At 70.1% G+C, this 24,700-nt stretch carries 24 protein-coding genes; 21 read left to right on the top strand and 3 right to left on the bottom strand.

Translation table 11 applies throughout. The annotated features are described in order from the left end of the window. Positions 1 to 6: 6 nt before the first annotated feature. Together VKT83_10345 and VKT83_10350 are read left to right on the top strand one after the other, a co-directional pair. Positions 7 to 912, top strand: a complete 906-nt coding sequence (locus tag VKT83_10345) for an ABC transporter permease (protein ID HLY22853.1) — start codon at positions 7 to 9, stop codon at positions 910 to 912. A 27-nt stretch (positions 913 to 939) separates the two neighbouring features. Next, on the top strand, positions 940 to 1,812 hold the full coding sequence (locus VKT83_10350) for an ABC transporter permease (protein ID HLY22854.1): 873 nt from the start codon (positions 940 to 942) through the stop codon (positions 1,810 to 1,812). 7 nt (positions 1,813 to 1,819) lie between these two features. On the opposite strand, the gene VKT83_10355 is transcribed toward VKT83_10350, so the two are convergent. Next, complete coding sequence (locus VKT83_10355; protein HLY22855.1) at positions 1,820 to 2,230, bottom strand: pyridoxamine 5'-phosphate oxidase family protein; 411 nt, start codon at positions 2,228 to 2,230, stop codon at positions 1,820 to 1,822. Positions 2,231 to 2,381: 151 nt separating this feature from the next. Between VKT83_10355 and VKT83_10360 the strand changes: the two genes are divergently transcribed. From VKT83_10360 to VKT83_10410, 11 genes are all read left to right on the top strand, one after another. Further along, complete coding sequence (locus VKT83_10360; GenBank protein ID HLY22856.1) at positions 2,382 to 3,539, top strand: mandelate racemase/muconate lactonizing enzyme family protein; 1,158 nt, start codon at positions 2,382 to 2,384, stop codon at positions 3,537 to 3,539. 84 nt (positions 3,540 to 3,623) lie between these two features. Beyond that, positions 3,624 to 4,685: a Gfo/Idh/MocA family oxidoreductase gene (locus tag VKT83_10365; protein ID HLY22857.1), complete on the top strand. Its 1,062-nt coding sequence runs from the start codon at positions 3,624 to 3,626 to the stop codon at positions 4,683 to 4,685. Beyond that, a complete protein-coding gene (locus VKT83_10370) occupies positions 4,682 to 5,710 on the top strand; it encodes a Gfo/Idh/MocA family oxidoreductase (GenBank protein ID HLY22858.1) in 1,029 nt (342 codons plus the stop codon). Before VKT83_10365 ends, VKT83_10370 begins: the two co-directional genes overlap by 4 nt. An 85-nt stretch (positions 5,711 to 5,795) precedes the next feature. Next, positions 5,796 to 6,500 (top strand): aspartate/glutamate racemase family protein, encoded by a 705-nt coding sequence (locus VKT83_10375; protein ID HLY22859.1) that lies wholly within the window; start codon positions 5,796 to 5,798, stop codon positions 6,498 to 6,500. A gap of 5 nt (positions 6,501 to 6,505) precedes the next feature. Further along, complete coding sequence (locus tag VKT83_10380) at positions 6,506 to 8,083, top strand: ABC transporter substrate-binding protein (GenBank protein HLY22860.1); 1,578 nt, start codon at positions 6,506 to 6,508, stop codon at positions 8,081 to 8,083. Positions 8,084 to 8,117: 34 nt separating this feature from the next. Further along, positions 8,118 to 9,038 carry an ABC transporter permease gene (locus tag VKT83_10385; protein HLY22861.1) on the top strand — a complete coding sequence of 307 codons (921 nt, stop codon included), beginning with the start codon at positions 8,118 to 8,120 and terminating at the stop codon, positions 9,036 to 9,038. Further along, positions 9,035 to 9,880, top strand: coding sequence for an ABC transporter permease (locus VKT83_10390; protein HLY22862.1), 846 nt, complete (start codon positions 9,035 to 9,037; stop codon positions 9,878 to 9,880). Before VKT83_10385 ends, VKT83_10390 begins: the two co-directional genes overlap by 4 nt. An 87-nt stretch (positions 9,881 to 9,967) precedes the next feature. Continuing rightward, positions 9,968 to 11,167, top strand: a complete 1,200-nt coding sequence (locus VKT83_10395) for a membrane dipeptidase (GenBank protein ID HLY22863.1) — start codon at positions 9,968 to 9,970, stop codon at positions 11,165 to 11,167. A 25-nt stretch (positions 11,168 to 11,192) separates the two neighbouring features. After that, the gene (locus VKT83_10400; protein ID HLY22864.1) at positions 11,193 to 12,374 is read left to right on the top strand and encodes an amidohydrolase family protein; all 1,182 of its coding nucleotides are present in this window, start codon (positions 11,193 to 11,195) and stop codon (positions 12,372 to 12,374) included. A 5-nt stretch (positions 12,375 to 12,379) separates the two neighbouring features. Further along, on the top strand, positions 12,380 to 13,426 hold the full coding sequence (locus tag VKT83_10405) for a zinc-binding dehydrogenase (GenBank protein ID HLY22865.1): 1,047 nt from the start codon (positions 12,380 to 12,382) through the stop codon (positions 13,424 to 13,426). Positions 13,427 to 13,450: 24 nt separating this feature from the next. Further along, positions 13,451 to 14,431 carry a hypothetical protein gene (locus VKT83_10410; protein ID HLY22866.1) on the top strand — a complete coding sequence of 327 codons (981 nt, stop codon included), beginning with the start codon at positions 13,451 to 13,453 and terminating at the stop codon, positions 14,429 to 14,431. Here VKT83_10410 and VKT83_10415 read toward each other — a convergent pair. After that, the gene (locus tag VKT83_10415; protein HLY22867.1) at positions 14,419 to 15,273 is read right to left on the bottom strand and encodes a M55 family metallopeptidase; all 855 of its coding nucleotides are present in this window, start codon (positions 15,271 to 15,273) and stop codon (positions 14,419 to 14,421) included. The genes VKT83_10410 and VKT83_10415 overlap by 13 nt on opposite strands. Beyond that, complete coding sequence (locus VKT83_10420; GenBank protein ID HLY22868.1) at positions 15,270 to 16,067, bottom strand: creatininase family protein; 798 nt, start codon at positions 16,065 to 16,067, stop codon at positions 15,270 to 15,272. The genes VKT83_10415 and VKT83_10420 overlap by 4 nt, the downstream gene beginning before the upstream one ends. A gap of 134 nt (positions 16,068 to 16,201) precedes the next feature. Between VKT83_10420 and VKT83_10425 the strand changes: the two genes are divergently transcribed. Genes VKT83_10425 through VKT83_10460 form a run of 8 tightly spaced genes read left to right on the top strand, consistent with a single transcriptional unit; the run spans position 16,202 to position 24,688 of the window. Continuing rightward, a complete protein-coding gene (locus VKT83_10425) occupies positions 16,202 to 16,915 on the top strand; it encodes a GntR family transcriptional regulator (GenBank protein HLY22869.1) in 714 nt (237 codons plus the stop codon). Then, a complete protein-coding gene (locus VKT83_10430; protein ID HLY22870.1) occupies positions 16,912 to 17,712 on the top strand; it encodes an RraA family protein in 801 nt (266 codons plus the stop codon). The genes VKT83_10425 and VKT83_10430 overlap by 4 nt, the downstream gene beginning before the upstream one ends. An 11-nt stretch (positions 17,713 to 17,723) precedes the next feature. After that, on the top strand, positions 17,724 to 19,085 hold the full coding sequence (locus VKT83_10435; GenBank protein HLY22871.1) for a M28 family peptidase: 1,362 nt from the start codon (positions 17,724 to 17,726) through the stop codon (positions 19,083 to 19,085). Beyond that, positions 19,082 to 20,680: an ABC transporter substrate-binding protein gene (locus tag VKT83_10440; protein ID HLY22872.1), complete on the top strand. Its 1,599-nt coding sequence runs from the start codon at positions 19,082 to 19,084 to the stop codon at positions 20,678 to 20,680. The genes VKT83_10435 and VKT83_10440 overlap by 4 nt, the downstream gene beginning before the upstream one ends. Positions 20,681 to 20,685: 5 nt before the next feature. Further along, positions 20,686 to 21,603 (top strand): ABC transporter permease, encoded by a 918-nt coding sequence (locus tag VKT83_10445; protein ID HLY22873.1) that lies wholly within the window; start codon positions 20,686 to 20,688, stop codon positions 21,601 to 21,603. Then, on the top strand, positions 21,600 to 22,430 hold the full coding sequence (locus tag VKT83_10450; GenBank protein HLY22874.1) for an ABC transporter permease: 831 nt from the start codon (positions 21,600 to 21,602) through the stop codon (positions 22,428 to 22,430). The genes VKT83_10445 and VKT83_10450 overlap by 4 nt, the downstream gene beginning before the upstream one ends. A gap of 18 nt (positions 22,431 to 22,448) precedes the next feature. Further along, a complete protein-coding gene (locus VKT83_10455) occupies positions 22,449 to 23,111 on the top strand; it encodes an RraA family protein (protein HLY22875.1) in 663 nt (220 codons plus the stop codon). Positions 23,112 to 23,116: 5 nt separating this feature from the next. Next, on the top strand, positions 23,117 to 24,688 hold the full coding sequence (locus tag VKT83_10460) for a gamma-glutamyltransferase (protein HLY22876.1): 1,572 nt from the start codon (positions 23,117 to 23,119) through the stop codon (positions 24,686 to 24,688). Positions 24,689 to 24,700: the final 12 nt, after the last annotated feature.

The raw sequence follows: 24,700 nt of genomic DNA on the forward strand, positions 1-24,700 counted from the left end.
TTTGCGATCCGCCGCCTCGTGGCGGCGGTGCCGACCCTGTTCGGGGTCACGCTCATCATTTTCTTCATGGTGCGCGTGCTGCCCGGAGATCCGGCGCGAGTCTTGGCCGGCCTCGAGGCCGACCAGACCGAGGTCAACCGGATCCGCGTGCAGTTGGGCCTGGACAAGCCGGTTCCGATCCAGTACGCGCGCTTCTTGGCGAACGCCGTCCGCGGCAACCTCGGACGGTCCGCCGTGACCCAGGCGCCGGTGGTCTCCGAGATCGCCGGCCGTCTCGGTCCGACGACGCTGCTCGCGGCCACGGCGACGGTGCTGGCCGGGACCTTGGGCGTCGCGTCGGGCATCGTCGTCAGTACCCGGCAGTACACTGCCGCCGACTATGCGGTGACCGTGCTGGCGCTCGCCGGCGTCAGCATCCCCGTCTACTGGCTCGGGCTGATGCTGATGCTCGTGTTCGCGGTGTTCCTGCATCTGCTGCCGGCCGGCGGCGATACCACGCCGCAGAGCCTGATCCTGCCGTCGATCACGCTGGCGGCCTTCAGCCTCGCGATCATCGAGCGGATGACCCGGAGCAGCATGCTCGAGAGCATGCGCCAGGACTACGTTCGGACCGCCCGTGCGAAGGGTCTGGCCGACCCGATCGTCGTCTATCGTCACGCGCTGCGCAACGCCCTCATTCCCGTGGTGACGGTCCTCGGGCTGCAGTTCGGCGCGCTGATCGGGGGCGCGATTCTCACCGAGACGACGTTCGCCTGGCCGGGGATCGGGCGCCTTTTGGTCGACGCGATCGCCCGGCGGGACTATCCCATTATCCAGGGCGTGGTGCTGCTGTTCGCGGTGACGTTCGTGCTCGTCAATCTGATCGTGGACTTGTTGTATGGCTACATCGATCCCCGTATCCGGTTCGGCTAGTGCCGGCCGACTCCGCGGCCGGCCACCATGTCATTGACGCCGGCAGGGGAGCGTGGGTTCCGCCACCCGCTGGCGGTGCTGGGACGGCTGGCGCGCAACCGCGCCGCCGTGGCCGGCTTCGCGGTGCTGGCCGTCATGGGTCTCGCGGCGCTGCTCGCGGGGGCGCTGCTGCCTTACGGCGCCGAAACCGCCGACCTCAACGCCGTGCTGCAGCCGCCGGGTCCGGCCCATCTGTTCGGCACCGACCAGCTCGGGCGCGACATCCTGGCGCGGATCGTCTACGGCGGCCGCATCTCGCTGTTGATCGGCGTGCTCGCGGTCGGCGTCGGCGCGGCGATCGGCGTTCCGCTCGGCGTCGCGTCCGGATTCTACCGCGGCCGCACGGACGCGTTGATCCAGCGCGGGGTCGACATCATGCTCTCGTTTCCGGGGTTCCTGCTGGCCCTCACGCTGATCAGCCTGCTCGGTGTCGGCCCGCGCAACGTCATCCTGAGTGTGGGCGTCGCGTCGGTGCCGGTGTACGTCCGCCTGGTGCGGGGCGTGACGCTCTCCATACGCGAACTGGCGTACGTGGAGTCGGCGCGGGCGATCGGCCTGTCGGACGTCCGCATCATGCTGCGCCACGTCCTGCCGAACATCGCGGCTCCGATCATCGTGCAGTCGTCCCTGCAGCTTGGGGTCGCGCTCCTCACCGCGGCGGGCCTTGGATTTCTCGGCATCGGCGTCACCCCGCCGACCCCGGAATGGGGGACGATGCTCGGGGAGGCCCAGACCTACGTCCTGGCCGCCTGGTACATGGGCACATTCCCGGGGCTCGCGATCTTTGCGGCGGTGATGGCGTTCAACTTGTTCGGCGACGGTCTGCGCGACGCCCTCGACCCGCGGATGAAAACGCTCTGAGCCGGGATTACTTTTCGAATCCCCAGGAGGTGACGTGGCGCGGGGTGACCTCGACCATGACGGAGTCGCGCTCGCCGATCGCGGATTCCTTCGGGTATTGCGGGTACTTGCGATAGAGCAGATCGCGGTACTTCCGAAACCGCGGCCCGCCCTTGATGAGCGCCGCCGAACCTTGGATCATGACGCCCCGGAGGAGGCTCCAGTCTTCCGCGTACACGTCCACGCTGAAGGCGAGGTTCGGATTCGCCCGGAGGTGCCGGACCTTCAGGGCGTCGCGGCCGCTGGCGAAGTAGATCCGCCCGTTGTCGGCGACGTGGCAGACCGGCACCACGTGCGGCCGTCCGTCGCGTCCCACCGTGGCGACCCGGGACACGCGTTCCAAGGCGATGATCTTGGCGAGGTCTTTGCGCAGCCGCACGGCGGCTCACCTCCACGCGCGGCGCGCAGACGGCGCCGCGGACACGAGACTTTCGAACACGATGGTGCCGAACCTATTATGCCGCGTTTTCGCGGCGGTGACCGCGGCCGGGCTTGGATTTCATGGTTGCCGGCCGGCAGGGGGGGCTCCGATGAAGATCGGCGAGGTGAAAGTCTACGTCATGGGCTCGGCGTGGCGGAATTTCGTCTTCGCGCGCGTACGGACGGACGACGGCCTGGACGGGATCGGCGAGGCGCGGCCGGTGAACCGCGAAGAGGCCGTGGCCGCCTACCTCGAGGCCATCACGCACCGCTACGTGCTCGGCAGCGATCCGTTCAACATCGAGGACCTGCTGCTGCGGATCACCCGCGACGATTACGAGGTGCCGGGCGCGACGGAGATGACGGCGATCGCGATCGTGGAGATGGCCTGCTGGGACATCATCGGCAAGGCTCTCGGCCAGCCGGTCTACCGGCTGCTCGGCGGACGCTGCCGGGACCGCATCAAGGCCTACGCGAACGGCTGGTACCAGGTCGCCCGGACGCCGGACGAGTTCGCGCAGGCGGCGCGCCGGGTGGTGGCGCGCGGATACCGGGCGATGAAGTTCGATCCGTTCGGCGCGGGCGCCGGCGAGCTCACGCGGGACGAGCACCGGCGGTCGGTCGAGCTCGTCGAAGCGGTGCGCGACGCGGTGGGGCCGGCGGTCGAGCTGTTCGTGGAGATGCACGGCCGGTTTACCGCGGCCCAGGCGATCGCGATGGCCCGCGACCTCGAGCGCCTGGCACCGGGGTGGATCGAGGAGCCGGTGCCGCCGGATCAGCCGGCCGCCCTGGCCAGGGTGGCGGCGCACACGACGTTGCCGATCGCGACGGGCGAACGGCTGCACACCCGCGCAGCGTTTCGCGATCTGTTCGCGCTCGGCGCGGTGGACGTCGCGCAGCCGGACCTTTCGCACTGCGGCGGGCTGCTCGAGACGAAGAAGATCGCGGCCATGGCGGAGAGCCACGGACTCATGGTCGCCCCGCATAACGTCGGCGCGTCTGTGAGCACCGCCGCGGCGCTGCATCTCGCGGCCTCCGTTCCGAACCTCAAGATTCAGGAGTACTTCAACGATTTCGACGAGCCGGACGTGGCGGGGACGGCATCGGGGCTGCCGGCTGTCACCGACGGCTACTTCGCGCTACCCGAGGGCCCCGGGCTCGGCGTGACGTTCAACGAGGACGTGGTGCTCGGGCACCCCTACCGCCGCCAGCACTTCAATCTCTTCTCCGAGGACTGGCAGCGCCGTCAGGCCAAGCCCGTGCCGTGAAACGCGGCGGGGTCGCAGCAGGGGGCGCGGCGCGCCGATCGCGAACCGCGTAATTCCCGTTCCATTTTTTGCCGGAGGCGCAACGTGGCGACGCTTGTGAAAATCGGTCTGATCGGGTGCGGCAGCATCGCGCGCGGCGCCCACCTGCCCGCGATGCGCGCGCTGCGGGACCGGGTGGTACTCGTTGCCGCGGCCGACCTGAACCGGGAGGCGGCGCAGGCCGCCGCGGCGCCGTGGGGAGCGGACGCGTACGCCGACGGCCGGCAGGTCGTCGACCGGGACGACGTCGAGGTGGTCGTGATCACAACGCCCGAGGCGGCGCACCGGGAGTGGACCGTCGCCGCCGCGGCGGCCGGGAAGCACATCCTCTGCGAGAAACCGATGGCGCCGTCGCTCGAGGACGCGGACGCGATGATCGAGGCATGCCGCGGGGCCGGCGTCCACCTCATGATCGGCCACAGCCGCCGGTTCACCCGCCGGTACATGGAGATCCGCCGCGCGATCGATCGCGGCGAGATCGGCGCCGTCCGGCTCGTCAGGGAGAACGAACGGCGTCCCGGCGCGCGGGCGGGTGAGCCGGGCTATTACACCGGCTCCCACTGGACCGGTGACCCGGCCGTGTCGGTCGGGGCCGCGCTCACGAACGGCATCCACGAGGCCGATTTGCTCCGCTGGTTTGCCGGGTCGGAGCCGGTCACTGTCTTTGCCGAGCACAAGGTCACAATCGACGGCAACCGCGGCGTGCCGGATTTCGTCACGTGGACGGTCCGGTTCGCCAACGGGTCGATCGGCTCGAGCGAGGTCAGCAACTGTCTGCCCGCGGGGTACCCCGCATTCCACCAGTTCGAAGCCTACGGCCTCCGCGGCGCCATCCGTGCCCGGGATCACGAGCTGGTCAGTTTGACCCGGTTCCGGGACGGCGGCGCCGACTATCCCGAGAGCGCGCACATTCTGCTGCATAATCAGACGGCGTATACGCGCGAGCACGCGGCGTTCATCGACGCCGTCCGCGAAGGCCGCCCGCTGCCGATGTCGCCGGACGAGGCGCGCGCCGCGCTCCGGCTGGCGCTCGCCGCCGTGGAGTCCGCGCGCACGGGCCGCGTCGTCTCCCTCGCGGGCACCACGGCATCGGAGGTGCGGGCATGACGGCAGGAGGCCGCGAAGCGGCCGGAGGTCCTGCGCGAGACGGGGCGCCGCTCGCGATCGGCATCGTCGGCGCGGGCCGGCACGCCGCGGCCCTCGCGGACTATCAGGCGCCTTTCGGCGACGTCCGTGTCGCACGCTGGGCGGCGAGTCCCGGCGGTGCGGATCTCTCCGTGATCCGGGAGCTGGCGACCCGCATCGAAGCGCCGTTTGCGCGCGACTGGGAGGCCCTCGTCCGAGACCCGGATCTGCAAGCCGTGCTCGTATTGAGCGAGAGCGCGGGCGCCTCCCTCGTGGCCGAAGCGGCGCTCGGCGCGGGGAAGACGGTTTTCTGCGCGGCGCCCGCGGCCACGCGGCCGGAAGAGGCAAACCGGTTGGCCGGCGCTGCGACGGGTGGGCGCGGCGGCCTGCTCGTCGGCGGGACGATCCGGCACTCGGCCGCCGGGCGGGAGGCGCTGCGGCTGATCCGGGCGGGTGAGCTCGGACCGCTCCATTCGCTGTTCGCGTCCGTGAGGCTGCCGGCCGGGGGCAATGGCGATCGGTCGTCCTCGGCGCAGCGGCCCGTGCTCGAGGAGGCCGGCTGGGATCTTCTCGATTTCATCGTCGCCGCCACCGGGTCGCAGCCGTCGCGGGTGCACGCGCACGTGGATACGCTGTTCGGGGCCGGGGCGCAGGACACGGCGGTCGGCATCGTCCGGTTCGACAACGACCTCGTGGCGACGATCGAAGTCGCCCGCTGCCTGCCGCCCTCGCTCGCGGCGCCCGCGGACGGCGAGGTGGAGATCGAAGTGATCGGCGGCCGCCAGGCCCTTCGACTGCAGCCCGGCGCGACGGCCGTGAGCATCTACGGCCGGGGCACATCGCTGCGTCCGTGGCTGGACGCGCCCGTGATCTCCATGCTGGACGACCTGGCCGCCGCGACCAATAGCGGCGCGCCGAACGCCGAAGGCGTCGCGGACGTGCGCCGGATGGTCGATCTGATGGAAGCGATCCGCGCCGCCGCCGCGCGCCCGGTCGCACGACTGTAGCAGGGAGAGGGGCCGGCGCGGCGCGGCCCGAAGCCCGCGATTGCCGCGTTTGCGGAGTCATTCGTCGTCGGGGAGTGGAGAGTCTATGCGTATCGCGTATATCGGTCCCGAGGGCCGGAACGCCGTCCTGCAGGAGTGGGCCGGTCCCGGCGTCCTCGTGGAGACCCGCAGCGCGAACTTCAACGGCGCCATTGAGTCGTCGTACGACGAGTATCTGTACATCCCGCGGTTGCTCGAGACCGTCGAGCAGATCGAGCGGGACGGATTCGACGGCGCGTTGATCGGCTGCTTCGGCGATCCGGGACTCGACGGGGTGCGCGAGCTGGTGAGGATGCCCGTGGTCGGTCCGGCGGAAGCATCGCTGCACGTCGCGGCGATGCTGGCCGATCGGTTTGGGATCATCACGGCGACCCCGGAGATCCGGCCGATGCTGTACCGGCTCGCGGAGCGCTACCAGGTCGACCGCCGGCTCGCCGGGGTGACGGACATCGGCTGTCCGGTCCTCGACATCCGGCGGGATCCCGACGCGCACTACCCGGCGCTGGTGGATCTGGCGCGCCGCATGGTGCGCGAGCAGGGCGCCGGGGCGCTCGTCCTCGGCTGCGGCAGCATGTCGTTCTACGCCGACCGGCTGTCGGGAGACACCGGCGTTCCCTGTATCAACCCGCTGCGCGTCGGACTGAAGATGTGCGAGCTGCTGGCCGGCAGCGGCCTCACGCACTCGAAATTGACCTATCCGTACCCGTCCAGCCGGCGGATTCGGGCAGAAGCGCAGACCATCGCGAGGTGAACAACATGCGGACGCGTTCGTGGGCGCCGACTGCGTTCGGCGTGGCGCTCGTCGTTGGCACATTGCTCTGGGGGATGCCGCAGAGCACGATGCCGAAACCGCCGGCCGCGCTCGCCGCCGGTGCGGCGCTGCCGCAGTCGCTGGTCGTCGCCGACATCGGCGACCTGCAGACTCTGGACGGCACGCTCCGCGTCGTCACCAACCACCGGCGGCTCTACGGGAACATCTACGAGACCCTGGCGACGCGGGATCCGAAGACGCAGCAGATCGTCCCGCTGCTCGCGACCGGCTGGGAGAAGCACGGCGACACGGCATGGATCTTTCATATCCGCAGGGGCGCCAAGTTCCATGACGGCGCCCCGCTGACCGCGGCGGACGTCAAGTTCTCGCTCGACCGCGCGCGCGATCCCAAGATCTCCCAGGCCGCCGCGAGCGTCAAGCTGGGTCCCATCGACGTCGTCGACGAGTACACGGTTCGCATCACGACGGTCGGGATCGATCCGCTGGCGCTCACGCGGGTCGCGGATCTCGGCTTCATCGGCGAGAAGGCGTATTTCGACCGCGTCGGCGCCGTCGACTTCGGGCTCAGACCGATCGGGACCGGACCCTACAAGTTCGTGCGCTGGGACAAGGGCAGCCAGGTTGTCATGACCGCCAACGACGGCTACTGGGGCGGGCCGGTGCCGGTCAAGAGCCTGACGTTCAAGTTCATCCCGGACGCGGCCACCCGCGTCGCCGCGCTGCTGTCCGGTGAGGTCGATATCGCGGCGGAGATTCCGCCGGAACTGGCCGCGCGGATCGATTCGAGCCCCAACGCGTCGATCTCGTCGCAAACCGACCCGATGGCGGTCGGCGTCTGGCTGAAGCCGCTCGCCACGCCGCTCAACAATCGCGCGGTCCGGCAGGCCCTCAACTACGCGGTCAACAAAGACGCGATCGTCAAGACGATCTGGGCCGGCCGCGCGACGGCGCTGGGCAGCCCGCTGTTTCCCGGCATCTTCGGCTACGACTCCGCCGTGAAACCGTACCCGTACGATCCGGCGAAGGCCAAAGCGATGCTCGCGCAGGCCGGGTACCCGAACGGCTTCACCTTCCACACGGACGTGCCGATCGGCGGCGTGCCGCTGGCCAAAGAGGCCGCGGAGGCCGTGGCGGGGGACCTCGCCCGGGTCGGCGTCAAGATGGAGATGCGCACGCTCGAGTGGGCCGCGTTCTTGAAGAACGTGTTCACCCCGCGGTCCGAGGCGACGGCCGAGTCGATGGTGCTGTACATCAAGACGCCCAGCCTGGACGGCGACGGCATCCTAAGCCCGACCTTTCCGTGCGACGCGGTGTATCCGGCCGGATGGAACTGGGGCGTGTACTGCAACCCGCAGGTCGACAAGCTCATCGCGACGGAGGCCCATGCGCTGAGCCCGAAGGTCCGCGAGCGCGTGATGGGGCAGATCTCGCAGATGCTGCACGACGACGCGCCGTGGATCTACCTGTACGCGCCGACGCAGCAGTTCGGCGTGAAGAAAGGCCTGCCGTGGAAGGCGCGCGAGGACGGCATGATCTTTGCCTGGCACGACCTGAAGCCGTAGCGGCCGCGGGCCCCGCGCGGGGAGCCCCGCCCCGATGAGCGGCCGCTACGTGCTGCGGCGGCTCGGCCGCTGCGTCTTCGTCCTGTTCGGCGTCACGCTGCTCGCCTTTGTGGTCTCGCGGCTCAAGGGCGACCCGGTGCTGCTGATGGTCCAGCCCGGGGCGACGGCCGCCGACATCGAGGCGATGCGCCGCTCGCTCGGGCTTGACGGCCCGCTCTGGCTGCAGTTCGCGCGCTTCGTCGGCGGTGCGCTGCGCGGCAACCTCGGCATGTCGATCTGGCAGGGACAGAACGTGACCTCGCTGCTGCTCGAGCGCGTGCCCTTCACGCTGCGCCTCTCCAGCCTCGCGATCCTCGTGGTGGTCGTCGTCGGCATCCCGGCCGGCATCGTGGCCGCACGCTCGCGGGGGGGCGCCTGGGACCAGGTGATCGTGGCGGGGGCGGTCGCGGGGCAGGCGCTGCCGACGTTCTGGGTCGGGTTGATGCTGATCTATCTGTTCGCCGTGGACTGGCGCCTGCTCCCGAGCTTCGGAGCCGGCGACTGGCGGCACCTCGTGATGCCGGTCGCCACGCTGTCGCTGTTCTCGCTCGCGCGCGTGACCCGGCTGGTGCGGTCCTCGATGCTCGAGGTATTGAACCAGGATTACATCCGGACGGCGCGCGCCAAGGGGCTCGCGACGGGCCGGCTGCTCTTCCGCCACGCCCTGCGCAATTCGCTGCTGCCGATCATCACGCTCGTCGGCCTCGAGTACGGCGTGGCGCTCGGCGGCTCCGTCATCACGGAGACGATCTTCGCGCTGCCCGGGGTCGGCGGGCTCGCGGTCCAGGCGATCTTCAACCGCGACTTCCCGCTGATCCAGGCGGTGGTCCTGTTCACCGCGGCCGTCTTCGTCGCGGTCAACTTTCTCGTCGACATGCTGTATCTCGCGATCGATCCCCGTGTGCAGTACGCGTGAGCGCGTGGCGCCGGCGCGGCGGCAGCCTCAGCGCCGGCGCGTCCCTGGCGTTTCTCGCGCTGCTCGTGGCCGCGACGATCGCCGCGCCGCGGCTCGGGCTGCCGGATCCCAACGCGACGGACCTCACCAGGGCGATGCTCACGCCGGCGTGGTTCTCGGGGGCGGCCGGGCACGCCGTCTTGGGCACGGATCCGCTCGGCCGCGACGTGCTGGGCCGGCTCGTCTACGGCGGCCGCATCTCGCTCCTCGTGGGCTTCGCGACCGCGCTCATCGCCGGCGTGCTCGGGATCGCGGCCGGCCTGGTGTCGGGCTACTACGGCGGCTTCGCCGACACGCTGCTGATGAGCCTGGCCGACGTGCAGCTCGGCGTGCCGGTGATTCTCTTGATGCTCGGCGTGATCGCGGTGGTCGGGCCCGGCCTCTGGAACCTGATCGCGGTATTGGGGATCACCGGGTGGGTGTTATTCGCGCGGATCACGCGCAGCGAGGTGCTGGCGCTGCGCGCCACCGCGTTCGTCGAAGTGGCTCGCTCGACGGGCGCCACGCACGCGCGCGTCCTCTGGAAGCACATCCTGCCGAACGTCGTGCAGTCCAGCATCGTGCTGGCGACGTTCACAGTTCCCCAGATGATTTTGACCGAGGCCGCGCTGAGCTTCCTCGGGCTCGGCGTGCAGCCGCCGACGGCGACCTGGGGCAGCATGATCGCGGACGGCCGCCGGTATCTGCTGGTCGGCGTGTGGTGGCCGACCTTCTTCCCCGGGGTGATGCTGTTCGGCACGGTGATGAGCATCAATCTGGTGGGCGACTGGCTGCGCGTGCGGCTCGATCCGCGGAGCCGCTGAGTCCCGGGGGGTAGGACGTCGGCGTCCCGGGCGGAAGCCTACTACGGTCGCGCGTTCGCGCATGTCTCGCCGGAGAGGTCGGTGGTCATGAAGCGCAAGAACTACAACGGCTATCAGTCGTTTCAGTACCTCGAGCCCGGGGCCGACTACAAACCGTTCAAGCTTGCCAAGCAGCTCGGCCGCGTGCCGTCGTCGCCGTATCCGGTCACGGCGGCGGAAGAGGCCCGCGTTCAGCGGCTCTTCGAGGACAACGTCGTCATCTCGCTCCACGAGCACTGCTTCGTGGCGCCGGAGAACCTCAACGAGATCTGGGAGTTCCGGCGGTGGGGCCGCGACTGGACCGGGTACGAAGGCCTGGCCGTGTCAGGGCTGGACGCGGTCTTCGACAACCTGATGGACGGCACGGCGTTCATCACGTCGCGGGCGGGCTGGAAGTGGGACGACGTGCTGACCGACCTCGGGCTGCGCCTGTCCGACATCGCGCACCAGGACATGGTAATCCAGTGCCGCACCGTCGCCGACATCCACCGCGCCAAGGCCGACGGCCAGATCGCGTTCGTCCCGAGCCTCGAGTGCATCACGATGGTCGAAAACGAACTGGACCGCCTCGACATCCTCTACGGGTTCGGCGTGCGCAACATGGGCATCGCCTACAGCGAGGGCAACGGGGCCGGGGCCGGCCTGCGCGAAGCGCGGGACGGAGGCCTTACCCAGTTCGGCCGCCAGGCGGTGCGGCGGATGAACAAGCTCGGCGTCGTGATCGACGTGTCCCACAGCGGCGATCAGACGAGCCTCGACACGATCGAGACGAGCGAGGATCCGATCTTCATCACCCACGCCGGCGCCCGCGCGCTGTGGAACACCAAGCGGCTCAAGCCCGACGACGTGCTCAAGGCCTGCGCGGCGAAGGGCGGGGTGATCGGGATCGAGGCGGCGCCGCACACGACCCTGACCAAGAAGCATCCGCGCCACAACATCGAAGGGTTCATGGAGCACTTCGAGTACGCGGCCGAGCTGGTCGGGATCGACCACGTCGCTTTCGGCCCGGATTCGCTGTTCGGCGACCACGTGGGGCTGCATCACGTGTTTGCGAGTCAGCTGTCGATCTCGAGCGCCCACGGCACGCGGGACTTCGAGGAAGTCGAGTACGTCGACGGGCTCGAAAACCCCGCGGAGTGCCTCTGGAACATCACGCGCTGGCTGGTCAAGCACGGCTACTCCGACGCCGACATCGCGAAGGCGATCGGCGGCAACGTGCTGCGGGTGCTCGAGCAGGTGTGGGTCTAGCGGAGATCAGACGGGGGTGGGCGGTATGTTCCTGGCGATCAAAGCTCAGCGGGTGCTCGACGGTACCGGACGCCCGCCGATCGAGCGCGGCGTGGTGCTCGTCGACGGGGACCGGATCACGGCGGTGGGGCGCCAGGCCGATGCGGCCATTCCCGCCGGCGCGGAGGTCATCGATTGCGGAACGCAGACGGTGCTGCCGGCCTTCGTCGACGCGCACTCCCACGCGTCCATCAACCCGGGACTCGGCGACCAGATCGGGCAGCTGAAGCAGCCGCCGGCGCCGCAGGTGGTGCGCGCGGTCCGCAATCTGCGCACGGATCTGCTCTCCGGCGTGACGACGATGCGCGTCGTCGGCGAGGAGCATTTCATCGACGTCGAGCTGCGCGAGGCGATCGCCGCCGGCCGGCTGCCGGGACCGCGCCTCGTCGTGGCGACGCGGCCGATCACGGCCCGCAACGGCCACGGCGCCGCGCTCACGTACTCGGACGGAGAGGACGAGATCCGCAAGCACGTCCGCGAGAACATCGCCGCGGGGGCCGATTTGATCAAGCTGTTCATGACCGGCGGCGTTTCGAGCAAGGGCACGGCGTCGCGCTGGTACGCCTACTCCCGGCACGAGGTGGAGGTGGCGGTCGAGGAGGCGCACCGGAACAACAAGCCGGTGGCCGTCCACGCGCACGGCGGGCCCGGAGTCCGGATCTGCATCGAGGCCGGCGTGGACTCGATCGAGCACGGCAAGCTGTGCGAGATGGACGACCTCGTGGAGATGCGCCACCGCGGGACCTGGCTCGTCACCAACAACGCCGTCTCGGGCCATCCGGACGGCATCGAGAAAGGCGACGCGCATGTCCCGTCGATCATGGCCAAGCTGATGGAGTCGCGCGAGAAGTCCCGCGAAAACTTCGCCGCGGTCCTCGAGAGCGGCGTGCGGTGGGCCCTCGGCACCGACTCGATGCACGGGCTCATCTGGTGGGAGATCGCGAAGGTCGTGGAGTGGGGGGCCGATCCGTACGACGCGCTGCGTGCCGCCACCCAGCGCGCCGCACAGGCGATCGGCCTCGGCGACGAGTGCGGCACGCTCGAGGCCGGCAAGGCGGCCGACGTCATCAGCGTCGACGGCGATCCGTTGAAAGACATCGCCTGCCTGGAGCGTGTCGGCCTGATTCTGCAGGGGGGCCGCCGCCGGGACGGCCTCTCGGCCAAGTAGGGGCGATGCGGACGATGAACGCCGCGGTCGTCCACGGTCGCGGCGGCCCCGAGGTCGTCTCGGTCGACCGCGTCCCGGTCCCCGAGCTCGCGGCCGGCGACGCGCTGGTGCGCGTTCGCGCCTGCGCGATGAACCGCATGGACGTCTGGGCGCGGACCGGACCGCCGCAGCCCGTGTTTCCGTGGAAGGAGCGGGAGTATCCCGTCATCACCGGCGCCGACATCGCCGGCGAGGTGGAGGCGGTGGGATCAGGCGCCGCGGGCGTCCGGCCGGGCGACTGCGTGGTCGTCTTCGGCCCGCTGTCGTGCGGCCGCTGCGAGTACTGTGCGCGCGGCGAGCAGACAATGTGCCCGGAGTACCGGATCTTCGGCGAGCACACGCAGGGCGGCTTCGCGGAATACGTGGCCGTGCCCGCGGCCAACCTCGAACCGATTCCGCCGGGCGTGGACTTTACGACGGCCGCGGCCGGGTCGACCTCGTACTGCACGGCGTGGCGGTGCGTCGTGACGCGCGGCGAGGTGCGGCCGGGGGACGACGTGCTGGTCCTCGCGGCCGGCGGCGGCGTAGGCGCGGCGGCGATCGACATCGCGCTGCGGGGCGGCGCGCGGGTGTTTGCCGGGGCGAGCACGCCGGAGAAGCGGGCGAAGGCGCTCGCGCTGGGCGCCGCGGCCGCGGTCGACCACACCACGCCGTTTTCGGCGTGGGTTCTTGAGCAGACGGGGGGCCGCGGCGTCGACCTCGTCGTGGATTCGCTCGGCGCCACGTGGCCGGAGAGCATTCGAAGCCTCGCCCGGGGCGGCCGCCTGTGCGTCTGCGGCGCGACGCTCGACAACAAACCACAGTTCGACATTCGCGAGCTCTACCAGCGCCACCGGTCGATCCGCGGCGCGCCGATGGGCAACCGCGCCGAGTTCCGCCAGGTGCTCAAGCTGCTCGGAGAGGGCGGGCTGCGGCCGGCGGTCGACTCCGTGTTTCCCCTGGCCCGCATCCAGGACGCGCACCGCCGGGCGGAGAGCCGCGACGCGTTCGGCAAGATCGTGGTGACGATGTAACCTTTGGAACAGGGAGGTTCAGCGATGCCGACCGCACGGACGAAGGCCACGATCGCGACCCGGGAGTACGACTATGTCGCGCCGCTCGCCGCGGGCGAGGTCACCGCCGACGGCGTCGACTTGAAGGTGCTCCGCGTGTCCGACGCCCTCAGGCGGTTCCCCGCGGATCCTTCCATGGAAGGCGGCGAGGCGTCGTTCAGCCAGTATCTCCGGCGGATCGCCTCGGGCGACCGGTCGCTCGTGGGCCTGCCGGTGTTCATCATGCGTGAGTTCAGGCACCGCTGCTTCTTCGTGCGGCGGGACAGCGACATGACCGACGTCACGCATCTGCGCGGCAAGCGGATCGGCACCGACGCGTGGGGCGCGAGCGGCAACACGTGGACGCGGGCGATCCTCCGCCTCGCGAACGTGCCGATCGACTCCGTCCGCTGGTTCGTGGGCCCCGTCAACCCCGGGGAGACGTCGATCGATACCTCGACGCTCCCGGCGGCGGTCTCTCGGATACCCGCAGGACGGGCGCTCGGCGAGATGCTGCCAGCCGGGGAACTCGACGCGCTGATGTGCCCGTGGCCGCCGCACGGCTTCGACAACTCCGGGTCGCCGATGCGGCGGCTGTACGAGGACTACCGGACCGTCGAACGCGAGTACTACCGCCGGACCCGGCTCTACCCGGCCCACCACGTCATCGCGCTGCGGCGCGTGTTCGTGGAACAGCATCCGGAGGCCGTCGGCGCGATTTACCGGGCGTTCGTCCAGGCCTATGAACGCTCGGACCGCCTCCACCGGATCCTGCACGAGACGAGCCCGTGGGTGCTCGCCGATCTCGAGGAACAGTCGGCACTCATGGGACCGGACTATCGGCCGCACGGGTACCGGGAGAACCGGGCGATGGTCGCCGCGTTCTGCGAGGAGCAGTATGCGCAGAAGCTGATTCCGGAGCCGCTCGACCCGGATGTATTGTTCAGCGACTTCGAGGCTCTGACCGGCGGGCGCTACAGCTCGTAGCGGAGGCGGTAGACCAGCAGTTCTTGGAGCCTGAAGAGGACGTCCGGCTCCGCCTCGACCCGCACCGTCCGGGGGGCGATCCGCCGCACGCCCGGGACCAGCGCGGCCGTCTGCGCCATATCGGTGCGGTTGTAGTCGATCTCCATCACGAGCGGGTTGCCCACCGCCACCGGCTTGATCTGTCCGCGCGCCCGCACCGCTTCCGCCGCCGTCTCGCGGATCCGCCGGCCGGCCTCGCGCGGATGCAGCGAGGCGGCAACGCCGCGGCCCCGGCCCGTCTTGACCGCGACCGTACGGGTCTGCGGCAGGAACTCCCGAGTCTGCGCCATCGTGGCCTCGTCCCCCGTGACCAGCACCACGGGGACGCCGAAGCGGCCCGCGACGAGCGCGTTGAGATCCGCCTCGTTCATCTCGCGGCCGTTGATGCGCAGATTGTAGATCGTCGTGCTGTTCCACGTGTGATCCAGCACGGCATCGGCCGTGCCGGCGCGCCCGTGGGTGCCGGTGATGAACACGGCGTGGAAGGACGCGTCGAGGCCCTCCGTCTGGAGCGAATCGCGCATCGCCCCGCGCAGCAGCACCGCGCGCTCGTCGAGGCGGCTCGGGATGATGTTCTGCATGCCGGCGTGGCTGTCGCAAACGACGACGTCCGTCGCGCCGCCGTCGAACGCGCCCGCCACCGCCGCGCTCACCTCGTCGGTCATGAGCTCGCGGCCTTCCTGATACTGGCGGGCGCTGTCGAGCGTCTGCAGCGTCGTCGCGACGCCCGCGACCCCTTCGATGTCCGCGGAGATGAAGACGCGGCACTCAGACGCTTCGCGGCCCGCCCGAGCGGCGCTCATCGCGCACGGCCGCCCGGCGCCGCCGCGCCGGTGCCGAGATAGGGATCGACCGTCCGGAACCACTTCAGGAACCCCGCGCAGGCCTGCACCGCGTGCTCGAGAAGCTGCCGGCCGCGTTCGGCGCTGCCGAGCCTGGGATCCGAGAGGCTGCCGGTCGGCGGCGTGACGTCTTCCATGTCGAGCGGCACCGCGGCGCGGACGCCGTCGACCTTGATCGCACCGAGGCCGTCGGTGGGCACGCCGAAGACCTTCTGCCTGCCGAAGGCGCCCGCCCGGTGCAGCTGCACGCGCTCCGGCCGCAGGTACATCATGAGCGATCCGATCGGCTCGCCGCCGTGCCCGAGCTCGACCTTGCCGCCGTAGACGCGCTCGATCAAATCCGGCGCCTGAATGATTTGAAACGGCGCGATCGATGGAATGACGAGCCGGTGGGACCGCCGGTAGCGCCGCGCCACGATTTCCACGGTGGCTGTGTTGCCGTTGTGGCCGTTCATGATGACGATGCGCGGAAACTTGTGGAGCAGGAGACAGTCGATCGTGTCCGTGAGCACGGCGGCGAGCGTCTCGGAACGGAGCGTGATCGTGCCCGGATAGTTGCGGAAGTACTCCGAGTAGCCGAACGGCAGCGTCGGCGTGACGACGTCGCCCGAGATCTCCGCCGCCCGCGCCGCGATCTCATCGACGATGATATAGTCGCCCTCCGGGCAGTGCGGGCCGTGTTCTTCGATAGATCCCAGTGATACGACCGCCGTCACCCCGCGGGCGATCGCCTCGCGGACCTCTGTCCAGGGCATCTCACCGAGCCTCACGTCTCCACCCCCAACCATTTCCTCCCGCGGCCGAGCGCGCGTCTCTGGACAGAGGACCTTCGATAGATATGTCAAATATCCTAGGTCACATGTCAAATATCTCTCCTCGGAAATAGTCAATGAGCCCACTCGGTCCTGTTCCGGTAAAGCGCCTCGGCGATACCGTCTACGAGACCCTGGCCGAGGCGATCGCGTCCGGCCAACTGTCCGAGGGCGCAAAGCTCTTCGAGGACGAGATCGCCAGGCAGATGGGCGTGAGTAGGACGCCGGTGCGGGAAGCGTTCCGCCAACTGGCCAAGACAGGCCTCGTCGACGCCGACCTGTACCGCACCCCGGTGGTGCGGCGGCTCACCCGGCAGGACATCGACGAAATCTACGAACTCCGCGAAGCGCTCGAGCCGCTCGCGCTGCGACTGGCGCTGCGCAACCCGGATGCGTCGTGGCTCGATGACCTCGACGCGAAACAGCGCGCGATCGAAGAGCAGAGTGCTCAAGGCGCGGTCGACGTGACCGCGTCCGTGCACTACAACGAAGTGTTCCACCGCGCGTTCGTGACGGCCAGCCGTCACGAACGGCTCGCCAACATCATGGATCCGCTGTGGATCCAGGTGCTCCGGCTGTCGTTCCTCTCGCACCAGCTCGAGCGTCTTCCCGCCGGGCGGCTGCCGCGGGCGATGGTCGAACACCGCGCGATCCTCGACGCGGCCCGCACCGGCGACGGCGAGCGCGGCGAGACGCTGCTGCGGCGGCACGTCCGCCGCGGACACGACGATCTCGTTGCGTCGCTGTTCTCATCGGAACACTCTGCGCCCGGCAAAGGAGGCACGTCATGAGTACGATCAATCCGGCAGGAGGTCCCTGGGCCTGCGGCGCGGGCCAAAGATGCCCAGACGGGGCAGGAGGCCGCCATGCGGCCGGAGCCGCGGAGGGCGCGCGGGCGCCGCTGCGGCCCGGCTTCATTCTCGTGCGCGGAGCGCCGCGGATGGACCCGGCGCTCGTCGACGCGTTTCGCGATGTTCCGACGGCGCTCGTCTCGGACGCGCAGGGCCGGCAGTTGACGCTGCACCACGCGGTGAAGCCGATCTATCAGCCGATGTCCCGGCTGCTCGGCCCCGCGCTGACCGTGAAGGCGCGCCCGGGCGACAACATGATGGCGATGAAGGCGATCGAGGAGGCGCGCCCCGGCGACGTGCTCGTGATCTCGAGCGACGGCGAGTCCAACCTCTCCGTCTGGGGCGGCATCATGGCGGCGATGGCCGTCCGGCGCAAGGTCGCCGGCGTCGTGACGGACGGGCTCGTGCGCGACGTGGCGCAGATTCGCAAGACCGGGCTGCCGGTGTTCGCCACCGGATTGACGCCCGCGGCGCCGACCAAGGACGGGCCGGGGCAGCTCAATACGGTCATCGCCTGCGGCAACGTCATTGTGCATCCCGGCGACATCGTGATCGGCGACGAAGACGGCGTCGTGATCGTCCCGCGCGCGGAGGCGGCGTCGGTGCTGGAGATGGTGCGCGGCCGCCAGGCGCGCGAGCAGATGTGGCTCGAGCATATCGGCCGCGACGACTTCAGCCCGCTGGTCAATACCGACGAGGATTTCCGGGCGCGCGGCTGCCGCATCGTGTCGTCGTAGGGAGCGGGGCGATGACGAGCGACGCACTCCGTGCCGCCGACCGCGACCTGATCGGCGACGTTTGGACGAGCGACGAAGCCTGGGCGCACTGCGAGGCGCTGGTCGACCGATTCCCGCGGCGGTACGCGGGACATGCCGACGAGGCCGGCGCCCGCGACTACCTGCTCGACGCGCTCGCGCGCTACGGCGTCCCGGCCCGCGCCGAGCCGTTTCCGTGCGGTCATTGGACGCCGGGGCCGGCGGAGCTCGAACTGCACGCGCCGCAGCGCCGCACGATCTCCGGCGTCAATCTCCCGATGAACGTGAACGCCGAGGTCACGGCGGACGTCGTATTCGTCGACGAGGGCACGCCCGCGCAGTACGCGGCGTACGCCGACCGCGTGCGGGATCAGCTGGTGATGGTGACGAGCCGCTGTCCCGCCTATTCGCACCGGCCCCGCACCTGCCGCAGGGAGAAATACCTCCGCGCCGTCGACGCGGGCGCGCGCGGCTTCCTCTACATGCGGCACGAGGGGGGACTTCTGCCGGAGACCTACAGCCTCAGCGCCGACGGACCGCCGCCGATCCCCGGCCTCAGCCTGACCCGGGAAGCGGGATCCGAGATCCTCCGGCTCTTGCGGCAGGGTCCGGTACGCGCGACGCTGCGGACGGCCGGCGCGGTCTCGCCGGGGACCTCCTGGAACGTCGTGGGCGACATGCCGGGCCGGCGCCGCCCGGAACGGGTGATCCTGGTCGGCGCGCACTACGACACGCTGGTGGGATGCCCGGGCGCCATCGACGACGCGTCGGGCGCGGCGGTGCTGCTGGAAGTGGCCCGTGCGCTCTCGAAGCACGCGCCGCTCCTCGGCACGACCGTCCGGTTCGCGTTCTTCGGGCTCGAGGAGGGCGGGCTGCAGGGCGCGTACGCCTACACGGACGCGCACGCCGGCGATCTCGGCGCCGTGGATTTCATGCTCAACCTCGACGGGGCCGGCTTCGGTGATCCCCACAAGGGCATCGGCCTTCAGGGATGGCCGGAGCTCATTCCGTTCTTCCGAGGTCTCGGCCGCGAGATGCGCGAGGACTTCCCGGTCGACGTCTGGGTCACGCCCAATTCCGACATGCACCCGTTTCTGCTGCGCGGCGTGCCCTGCGCGTGGCTGTTCGATCTCGGCATGTCGCTGGCGAATCTCGGATGGCCGCACACGGCGGCGGACTCGCTCGACAAGGTCTCCCGCCGCTCGCTCCGCACCGTGGCGCTGCTTGTCGCGCGCCTGCTGTTGTATATGGACAATGAGGACTGGCCGGGACGGCACGCGCGGCCCGAGGAGGTCGCCGCGTGGCTGTCGGAATGGAACCTCGAGCCGCGGACGAAGAGGAGGATGCCGGTATGACTGGCGCAGGACGGATCACCCGCAGACGGTTGATCGGACAGGCGGCCGCCGGAGGGCTCGCGCTCGGCGCCGGCAGCCTGCTCGCGCCGTGGCAGCGCCGCGCCCTTGCGGCGGGTCTATCACCGGTCGTCGTCATGCAGGGTGTCGACCCCGAGACGCTCGATCCGCAGTTCGGCGAGTCGGGCATCATGGCGAACGTGCTCAGCAACGTGGTCGAGGGGCTGACCGCCTACGACCGCAACATGAACGTCGTGCCGTTCCTCGCCGAGTCGCTGCGCGTGCTCGACGACAAGGTGACCTGGCGGGCCGTCCTGCGCGACGGCATCAAGTTCTCCAACGGCCGGCCGTTCAACGCGGAGGCCGTCAAATTCACCGTGGACCGGACGCTCGATCCCAAGATGCGCGCGCAGGGCCTCAACGATCCGTTTCCGTCGCGCTCCGGTGTCACGCGGGTCAACATCGTCAACGCGAAGACGGTCGACATCGTGCTGCACGAGCCGAACGTGATCTTTCCGGTGTTCCTGTACTTTCTCTACATGCTGGAGCCCAACTACTACTCGTCCACGCCGCCGCAGCGCACGGCGGTGGCGCCGGTGGGAACGGGCCCGTGGACCGTGACCGAGTGGGTGAAGGGCGACCACCTGACGATGGTCGCCAACAACGGATACTGGCGGGGGGCCCCGCACGTCAAGGAGTACCGCTGGCGTCCGGTGCCGGAAAAGGCGACGCGGCTCAACAGCCTGATCCGCGGCGAGGGCGACATCGCGACCCACCTGGATCCGGACGACATCCCGATCCTCCAGCGGGTGGACCGCCTGCGGGTCTCGACGGCGCCGGGCAGCCGGCGCGTGCACATCGGTTTCCCGTGCGACGTCGCGCGCTACCACGACCGCCGGGTGCGCTATGCGCTGTCGTACGCGGTCGACTACAACGGCCTCGCAAAAGGGCTGCTCGGGCAGCTGGGACCCAAGCCGGTCTCCACCGTGCTGGTGGCCGCCGACGTGTGGCGCAACCCGGCGCTGCATCCCTTCGAGTACAACCCCCAGAAGGCGAAGGCGCTCCTCGCGGAGGCCAAGTTCCCGATGAACGAGCCGGTGCGGATCTACGTGCCGGTCGGCCGGTACCTTAAGGGCGAGGACGCCGCCCGCGCGGTGGCCGGCTATCTCCGCCAGGTCGGCCTCAAGGCCGATGCGGCGCCGCTCGACTGGTCGGTGTACACGGACAAGATGCGCAGCCCGAAGGGCATGGACGATCTGTACCTGCTCGGCCTCGGCTCCCGGTTCAACGGCCCCGAGGATCTGAGCATCGTGACCACCGGGCAGATCTGGGACCAGACGAAGTGGGTGACGGCCACCGAGAACGGCCCCAAATTCAACGCGCTCTACAAGCAGCTCAGCTCGACGTTCGATCCGGCGAAGCAGAAGAAGCTGGCGTTTCAGATGGAAGCGCTGTTCGTCGAAGAGGCGGCCTGGATCAACCTGTGGATCGAGCCGGGCGCGTCCGGCGTCAACCGGCGGATCACGTGGGAAGACTCGGGCGGGGGCGACCGGCTGGAGTTCTGGCTGCCGGGTGAAGGGGACGTGCGCTACACGTAATCCCGATGACCACGTACGTCGCCCGGCGCATCGCCCAGACCGTGGTCGTCGTGCTCGGCGTCTCCGTGCTGTCCTTTGGGATGATGTTTCTCACCGGCGATCCGACGATGGTGATGGCCGGCGAGAACTGGACCCGGCAGCAGGTCGACGAGTTCCGCCACCAGATGGGGTTCGACCGGCCGTGGCTGGAGCAGTACGAGACGTTCGTGACGCACGCGGTCCGCGGCGACTTCGGCATCTCGATCCGCCAGCAGCAGCCGGTGTTCCAGTTGATCGTCCAGCGGATCCCGGCGACGCTGGAATTGGCCGGGTCCGCGATGGCGATCACCGTCGGCGTCGGCATCCCGCTCGGGATGCAGGCGGCGATGCACCGCAACACCGCCCTCGACCGGGGCGCCATGGGCCTGGCATTGCTCGGACAGTCGATGCCGGTGTTCTGGCTCGGCCTGCTGCTCGTGCTCGTGTTCTCGGTGTGGCTGGGATGGTTTCCGGTGGCCGGGCGCGGGGGCCTCGCCCACCTCGTGCTGCCCGGTCTGACGCTGGGACTCTTCTCGCTCGCCTACACGGCGCGGATCACGCGGTCGGCGATGCTCGACGTCCTGTTCACGGACTACCTCCGGACGGCCCGAAGCAAAGGTCTTGCCGAACGGCGGGTGCTCGTGCGCCACGCTCTGCGCAACGCGCTCGTGCCCATCATCACCGTGCTCGGGCTGCAGTTCGGCGGGCTGCTCGGCGGGGCGGTGATTACGGAGACGATCTTCGCCTGGCCCGGCGTCGGGCGCCTCGTCCTCCAGGCGATCCAGGGTAAGGATCTTCCGCTCGTCCAGGCCGCGGTGTTTCTCCTGGCGGTCATGTTCGTCACCCTCAACCTCTGCGTCGACCTGCTGTACGTGTGGGTCGACCCCCGCGTGCGGTTCGCGTGAACGGCCGCGTCCCGCCGTCCGTCCTCGCGGCGCTCGCCGTCCTGTGCCTTCTGGCCGCCACCGCGGTGTTCGCCGGCCAGCTGTCGCGGTACGATCCCGGGGCGGTCTCGCTCGGGGACCGGCTCACGCCCCCGGTGTTGTTCGGCGGCACGTGGCAGCACCCGCTCGGCACCGACACGCTGGGCGAAGACGTCCTCAGCCGCGTGATCTACGGAGGACGGATCTCGCTCATCGTCGGTCTCTGCGCGGTCGCGATTTCCGGAACGATCGGCGTCGGCCTCGGGACGGTCGCGGGATACCTCGGGGGCGCCGTCGACGACGTCATCATGCGGGTGGCCGAGATTCAGCTCGCGTTTCCTTCCATTCTCCTGTACGTCAGCATCATGGCCGTGCTGGGACCGGGGCTCGCGAAGATCATCCTGGTCATCGGCATTGTGAGCTGGGTCGCCTACGCCCGGATCGAGCGCGGCGTCGTCCTCGGGCTCAAGGAGCGCGAGTTTATCGAGGCGGCCCGCGCGATGGGCGCGCCGGCGTGGGCGATCATCCGGCGGCACATTCTGCCCAACACCCTCGGCCCGATGATCGTTGTCGGAAGCTTCACGCTCGCCGGCGCGATCGTCACGGAGGCTTCGCTGAGCTTCCTGGGCCTCGGCGTGCCGCCGGCGGTGCCGTCGTGGGGACGCATGCTCGCCGACGGGCGGGACTACCTCGAGCGCGGCTGGTGGATCGCGACGGCGCCCGGGGTCGCGATCATGCTCGTCGTGCTGGCCGTCAACATTACCGGGGACTGGCTGCGTGACGTCTTGGACCCGCGCCTGCGGATGTAACGAGGAGGGGGAGACCGCATGAACGACATCGCGACACTCTACGCACCGGGCGGGGAGCTCGGCGAGGCGCTGGCGATTCTGGCCAAGGCGTCGCCGGCGTGGGTCAGCGACGCGCAGAGCACGATGAACACGATGGATCCCGGCATCAAGCCGGTATGGCCCGGCGCGCGGGTCGTGGGCCCGGTGTTTACGGCGCGGTGCCTGCCGGAGAGCATCATCACGGTTCATAAGGCGCTGCTCGAGGCGCCGAAGGGCGCGGTGATCGTGGCCGACGGCGGCGGCACGCACACCGGCGCGCTGTTCGGGGAGCTGATGGCGACGGAGGCGCGCAATCGCGGCATCGTCGGGCTCATCGTCGACGGCGCGGTGCGCGACACAGAAGCGCTCGAAGCGCTCAAGTTCCCGGTGTTCGCGCGCGCCGTCACGCCGCGCGTCGGCTCGAACCGGCGGCTGGGGACCACGCAGGAGGCGGTCGTCTGCGGCGGCGTGCCGGTCCACCCCGGCGACGTCGTCCTCGCCGCGCACGACGGCGTCGTGGTGGTGCCGCGGGCGCGGCTCGCCGCGGCCGTCGCGGCCGTGCAGGCGATCGAGAAGAAGGAGGCCGACCTGCGGGCCCGGATGGGCCGCGGGGAAGGGCTCGCCGAGATGATCGGCATGCTGCCGATCATCTATCCGAAATGAAGGGCATGATCGTCTGCGCGGAGCCCCTGGCCGCGCAGGCCGGCCGGGAGATTCTGCTGGAGGGCAACGCGGCCGACGCCGCCGTGGCCACCGCGTTCGCCCAGGGCGTCGTGAACCCGTTCATGTGCGGCCTCGGCGGCATGGGGATCGCCGCCGTCCATCACGGCCCCACGGCCGAGCGCTCGGTGATCGACTGCTACGCCGCGATCGGCTCGGTGCCGCCGCCGGCGTCCTGGGTCGACGAGTACGTGGGGCGCCTCGAGACGTACGGCCGGTTCGTGATCAAAAGCGAGGACAACCAGGCCGGCTACCAGTCGATCATGGTGCCCGGTGTGGTCCGCGGCTGCCACGAAGTGTGGCGGCGGTACGGCTCGGGCCGCGTGCCGTGGCGCCGCCTCGTGGAGCCGGCCGCGCGGCTGGCGCGGGAGGGCTACGCGGTCGGCGCCGGGCTCGCCGAGATGTGGGCCCGGGACGAGGACGCGCCGGGGCTCCCGAGCCAGGCGAAAAAGTTCGCGCGCTCGCCGGAAGCGGCGCGCATCTTCGGCCGGCCGTACCCGGAGGGCGAGCGGTTGGCGCAGCCCGACTACGCGCGGACGCTCGAGCGGATCGGCGACGGCGGGCCGGACGAGTTCTACACGGGGTCGCTCGGCCGGGAGATCGCGGACGATCTCGAGCGCGGGGCGTCCCTGATCGCGCCGCACGACCTGGCCGAATACCGCGCCCGGCCGCTTCCGCCGCTCACCGGCACATACCACGAATGCGAGGTCGCCGGCCCCCCGGTGCCGTGCGGGACGGCGCATGTCATCGAGATGCTCCAGGTCGCCGACGGCCTCGAGTGGGCGCGGCTCGATCCGCTCGGCCCGGATTACGTGGAACTCGCCACGGCGATCATGCGGGTCACCTTCGGCGAACACGTGCCGCTCAAACTCGATCCGCCGTATCTCGTGGCGCGCCACCGGCTCGACGAACTCACCTCGCGCGGCCACGCCGACGAGGTCCGGCGGCGCATCACCGCGGAGCGGCGGGGGGCCGACCCCGGCACGACGCATCTGACGGCCGCCGACGGCGAGGGCACGGTCGTCAGTTTCACGCACTCGCTCGGCTCCGGTGCGGGGTCCGGGGTCGTGACCCGCGGCCTGGGCTTCCTCTACAACAATTTTCTCGGGCACTACAACCCGTTGCCGAACCGGTGGGATTCGATCGTCCCCGGCAAGCGCGGGGTCGGCACGACACCGGCCGTGCTCTATCGCGGCGGCCGGCCGTGGCTCGGCATCGGCGCGGCGGGCGGCAGCCGCATCAACACCGCGGTCTTCCAGACGGTGCTCAACGTCGTAGAGCGGGGGATGACCGCGCGCGACGCGGTCGCCGCGCCGCGCTGCCACTCCGAGGAGGCGAAGATCATCTTCGTCGAGGACGCGTATCCCGAAGCGACCGTGCGCGACCTCAGGTACCGGGGCTACGACGTCCGTCGGACGCGGCACGTGGCGCGCGTCCAGGCCATCCTGATCGATCCGTCGGGCACGATGCACGCCGGTCCGGATCCGCGCGGCGGGAGCGGATCGGCGCAGGTGCCGTGAAAAGGAGGACGA

The sequence above is a fragment of the bacterium genome, assembly GCA_035308905.1.
Classification (GTDB): domain Bacteria; phylum Sysuimicrobiota; class Sysuimicrobiia; order Sysuimicrobiales; family Segetimicrobiaceae; genus DASSJF01.

Bases quoted from the DNA above. Each gene is read 5' to 3' on its own strand.
- VKT83_10350 (HLY22854.1), top strand. From the start codon at position 940: ATGTCATTGACGCCGGCAGGGGAGCGTGGGTTCCGCCACCCGCTGGCG.
- VKT83_10400 (HLY22864.1), top strand. From the start codon at position 11,193: ATGTTCCTGGCGATCAAAGCTCAGCGGGTGCTCGACGGTACCGGACGC.
- VKT83_10455 (HLY22875.1), top strand. From the start codon at position 22,449: ATGAACGACATCGCGACACTCTACGCACCGGGCGGGGAGCTCGGCGAG.
- VKT83_10405 (HLY22865.1), top strand. From the start codon at position 12,380: ATGCGGACGATGAACGCCGCGGTCGTCCACGGTCGCGGCGGCCCCGAG.
- VKT83_10360 (HLY22856.1), top strand. From the start codon at position 2,382: ATGAAGATCGGCGAGGTGAAAGTCTACGTCATGGGCTCGGCGTGGCGG.
- VKT83_10445 (HLY22873.1), top strand. From the start codon at position 20,686: ATGACCACGTACGTCGCCCGGCGCATCGCCCAGACCGTGGTCGTCGTG.
- VKT83_10420 (HLY22868.1), bottom strand. From the start codon at position 16,067: ATGCCCTGGACAGAGGTCCGCGAGGCGATCGCCCGCGGGGTGACGGCG.
- VKT83_10370 (HLY22858.1), top strand. From the start codon at position 4,682: ATGACGGCAGGAGGCCGCGAAGCGGCCGGAGGTCCTGCGCGAGACGGG.
- VKT83_10435 (HLY22871.1), top strand. From the start codon at position 17,724: ATGACGAGCGACGCACTCCGTGCCGCCGACCGCGACCTGATCGGCGAC.
- VKT83_10395 (HLY22863.1), top strand. From the start codon at position 9,968: ATGAAGCGCAAGAACTACAACGGCTATCAGTCGTTTCAGTACCTCGAG.
- VKT83_10410 (HLY22866.1), top strand. From the start codon at position 13,451: ATGCCGACCGCACGGACGAAGGCCACGATCGCGACCCGGGAGTACGAC.
- VKT83_10380 (HLY22860.1), top strand. From the start codon at position 6,506: ATGCGGACGCGTTCGTGGGCGCCGACTGCGTTCGGCGTGGCGCTCGTC.
- VKT83_10440 (HLY22872.1), top strand. From the start codon at position 19,082: ATGACTGGCGCAGGACGGATCACCCGCAGACGGTTGATCGGACAGGCG.
- VKT83_10375 (HLY22859.1), top strand. From the start codon at position 5,796: ATGCGTATCGCGTATATCGGTCCCGAGGGCCGGAACGCCGTCCTGCAG.
- VKT83_10430 (HLY22870.1), top strand. From the start codon at position 16,912: ATGAGTACGATCAATCCGGCAGGAGGTCCCTGGGCCTGCGGCGCGGGC.
- VKT83_10460 (HLY22876.1), top strand. From the start codon at position 23,117: ATGATCGTCTGCGCGGAGCCCCTGGCCGCGCAGGCCGGCCGGGAGATT.
- VKT83_10385 (HLY22861.1), top strand. From the start codon at position 8,118: ATGAGCGGCCGCTACGTGCTGCGGCGGCTCGGCCGCTGCGTCTTCGTC.
- VKT83_10425 (HLY22869.1), top strand. From the start codon at position 16,202: ATGAGCCCACTCGGTCCTGTTCCGGTAAAGCGCCTCGGCGATACCGTC.
- VKT83_10415 (HLY22867.1), bottom strand. From the start codon at position 15,273: ATGAGCGCCGCTCGGGCGGGCCGCGAAGCGTCTGAGTGCCGCGTCTTC.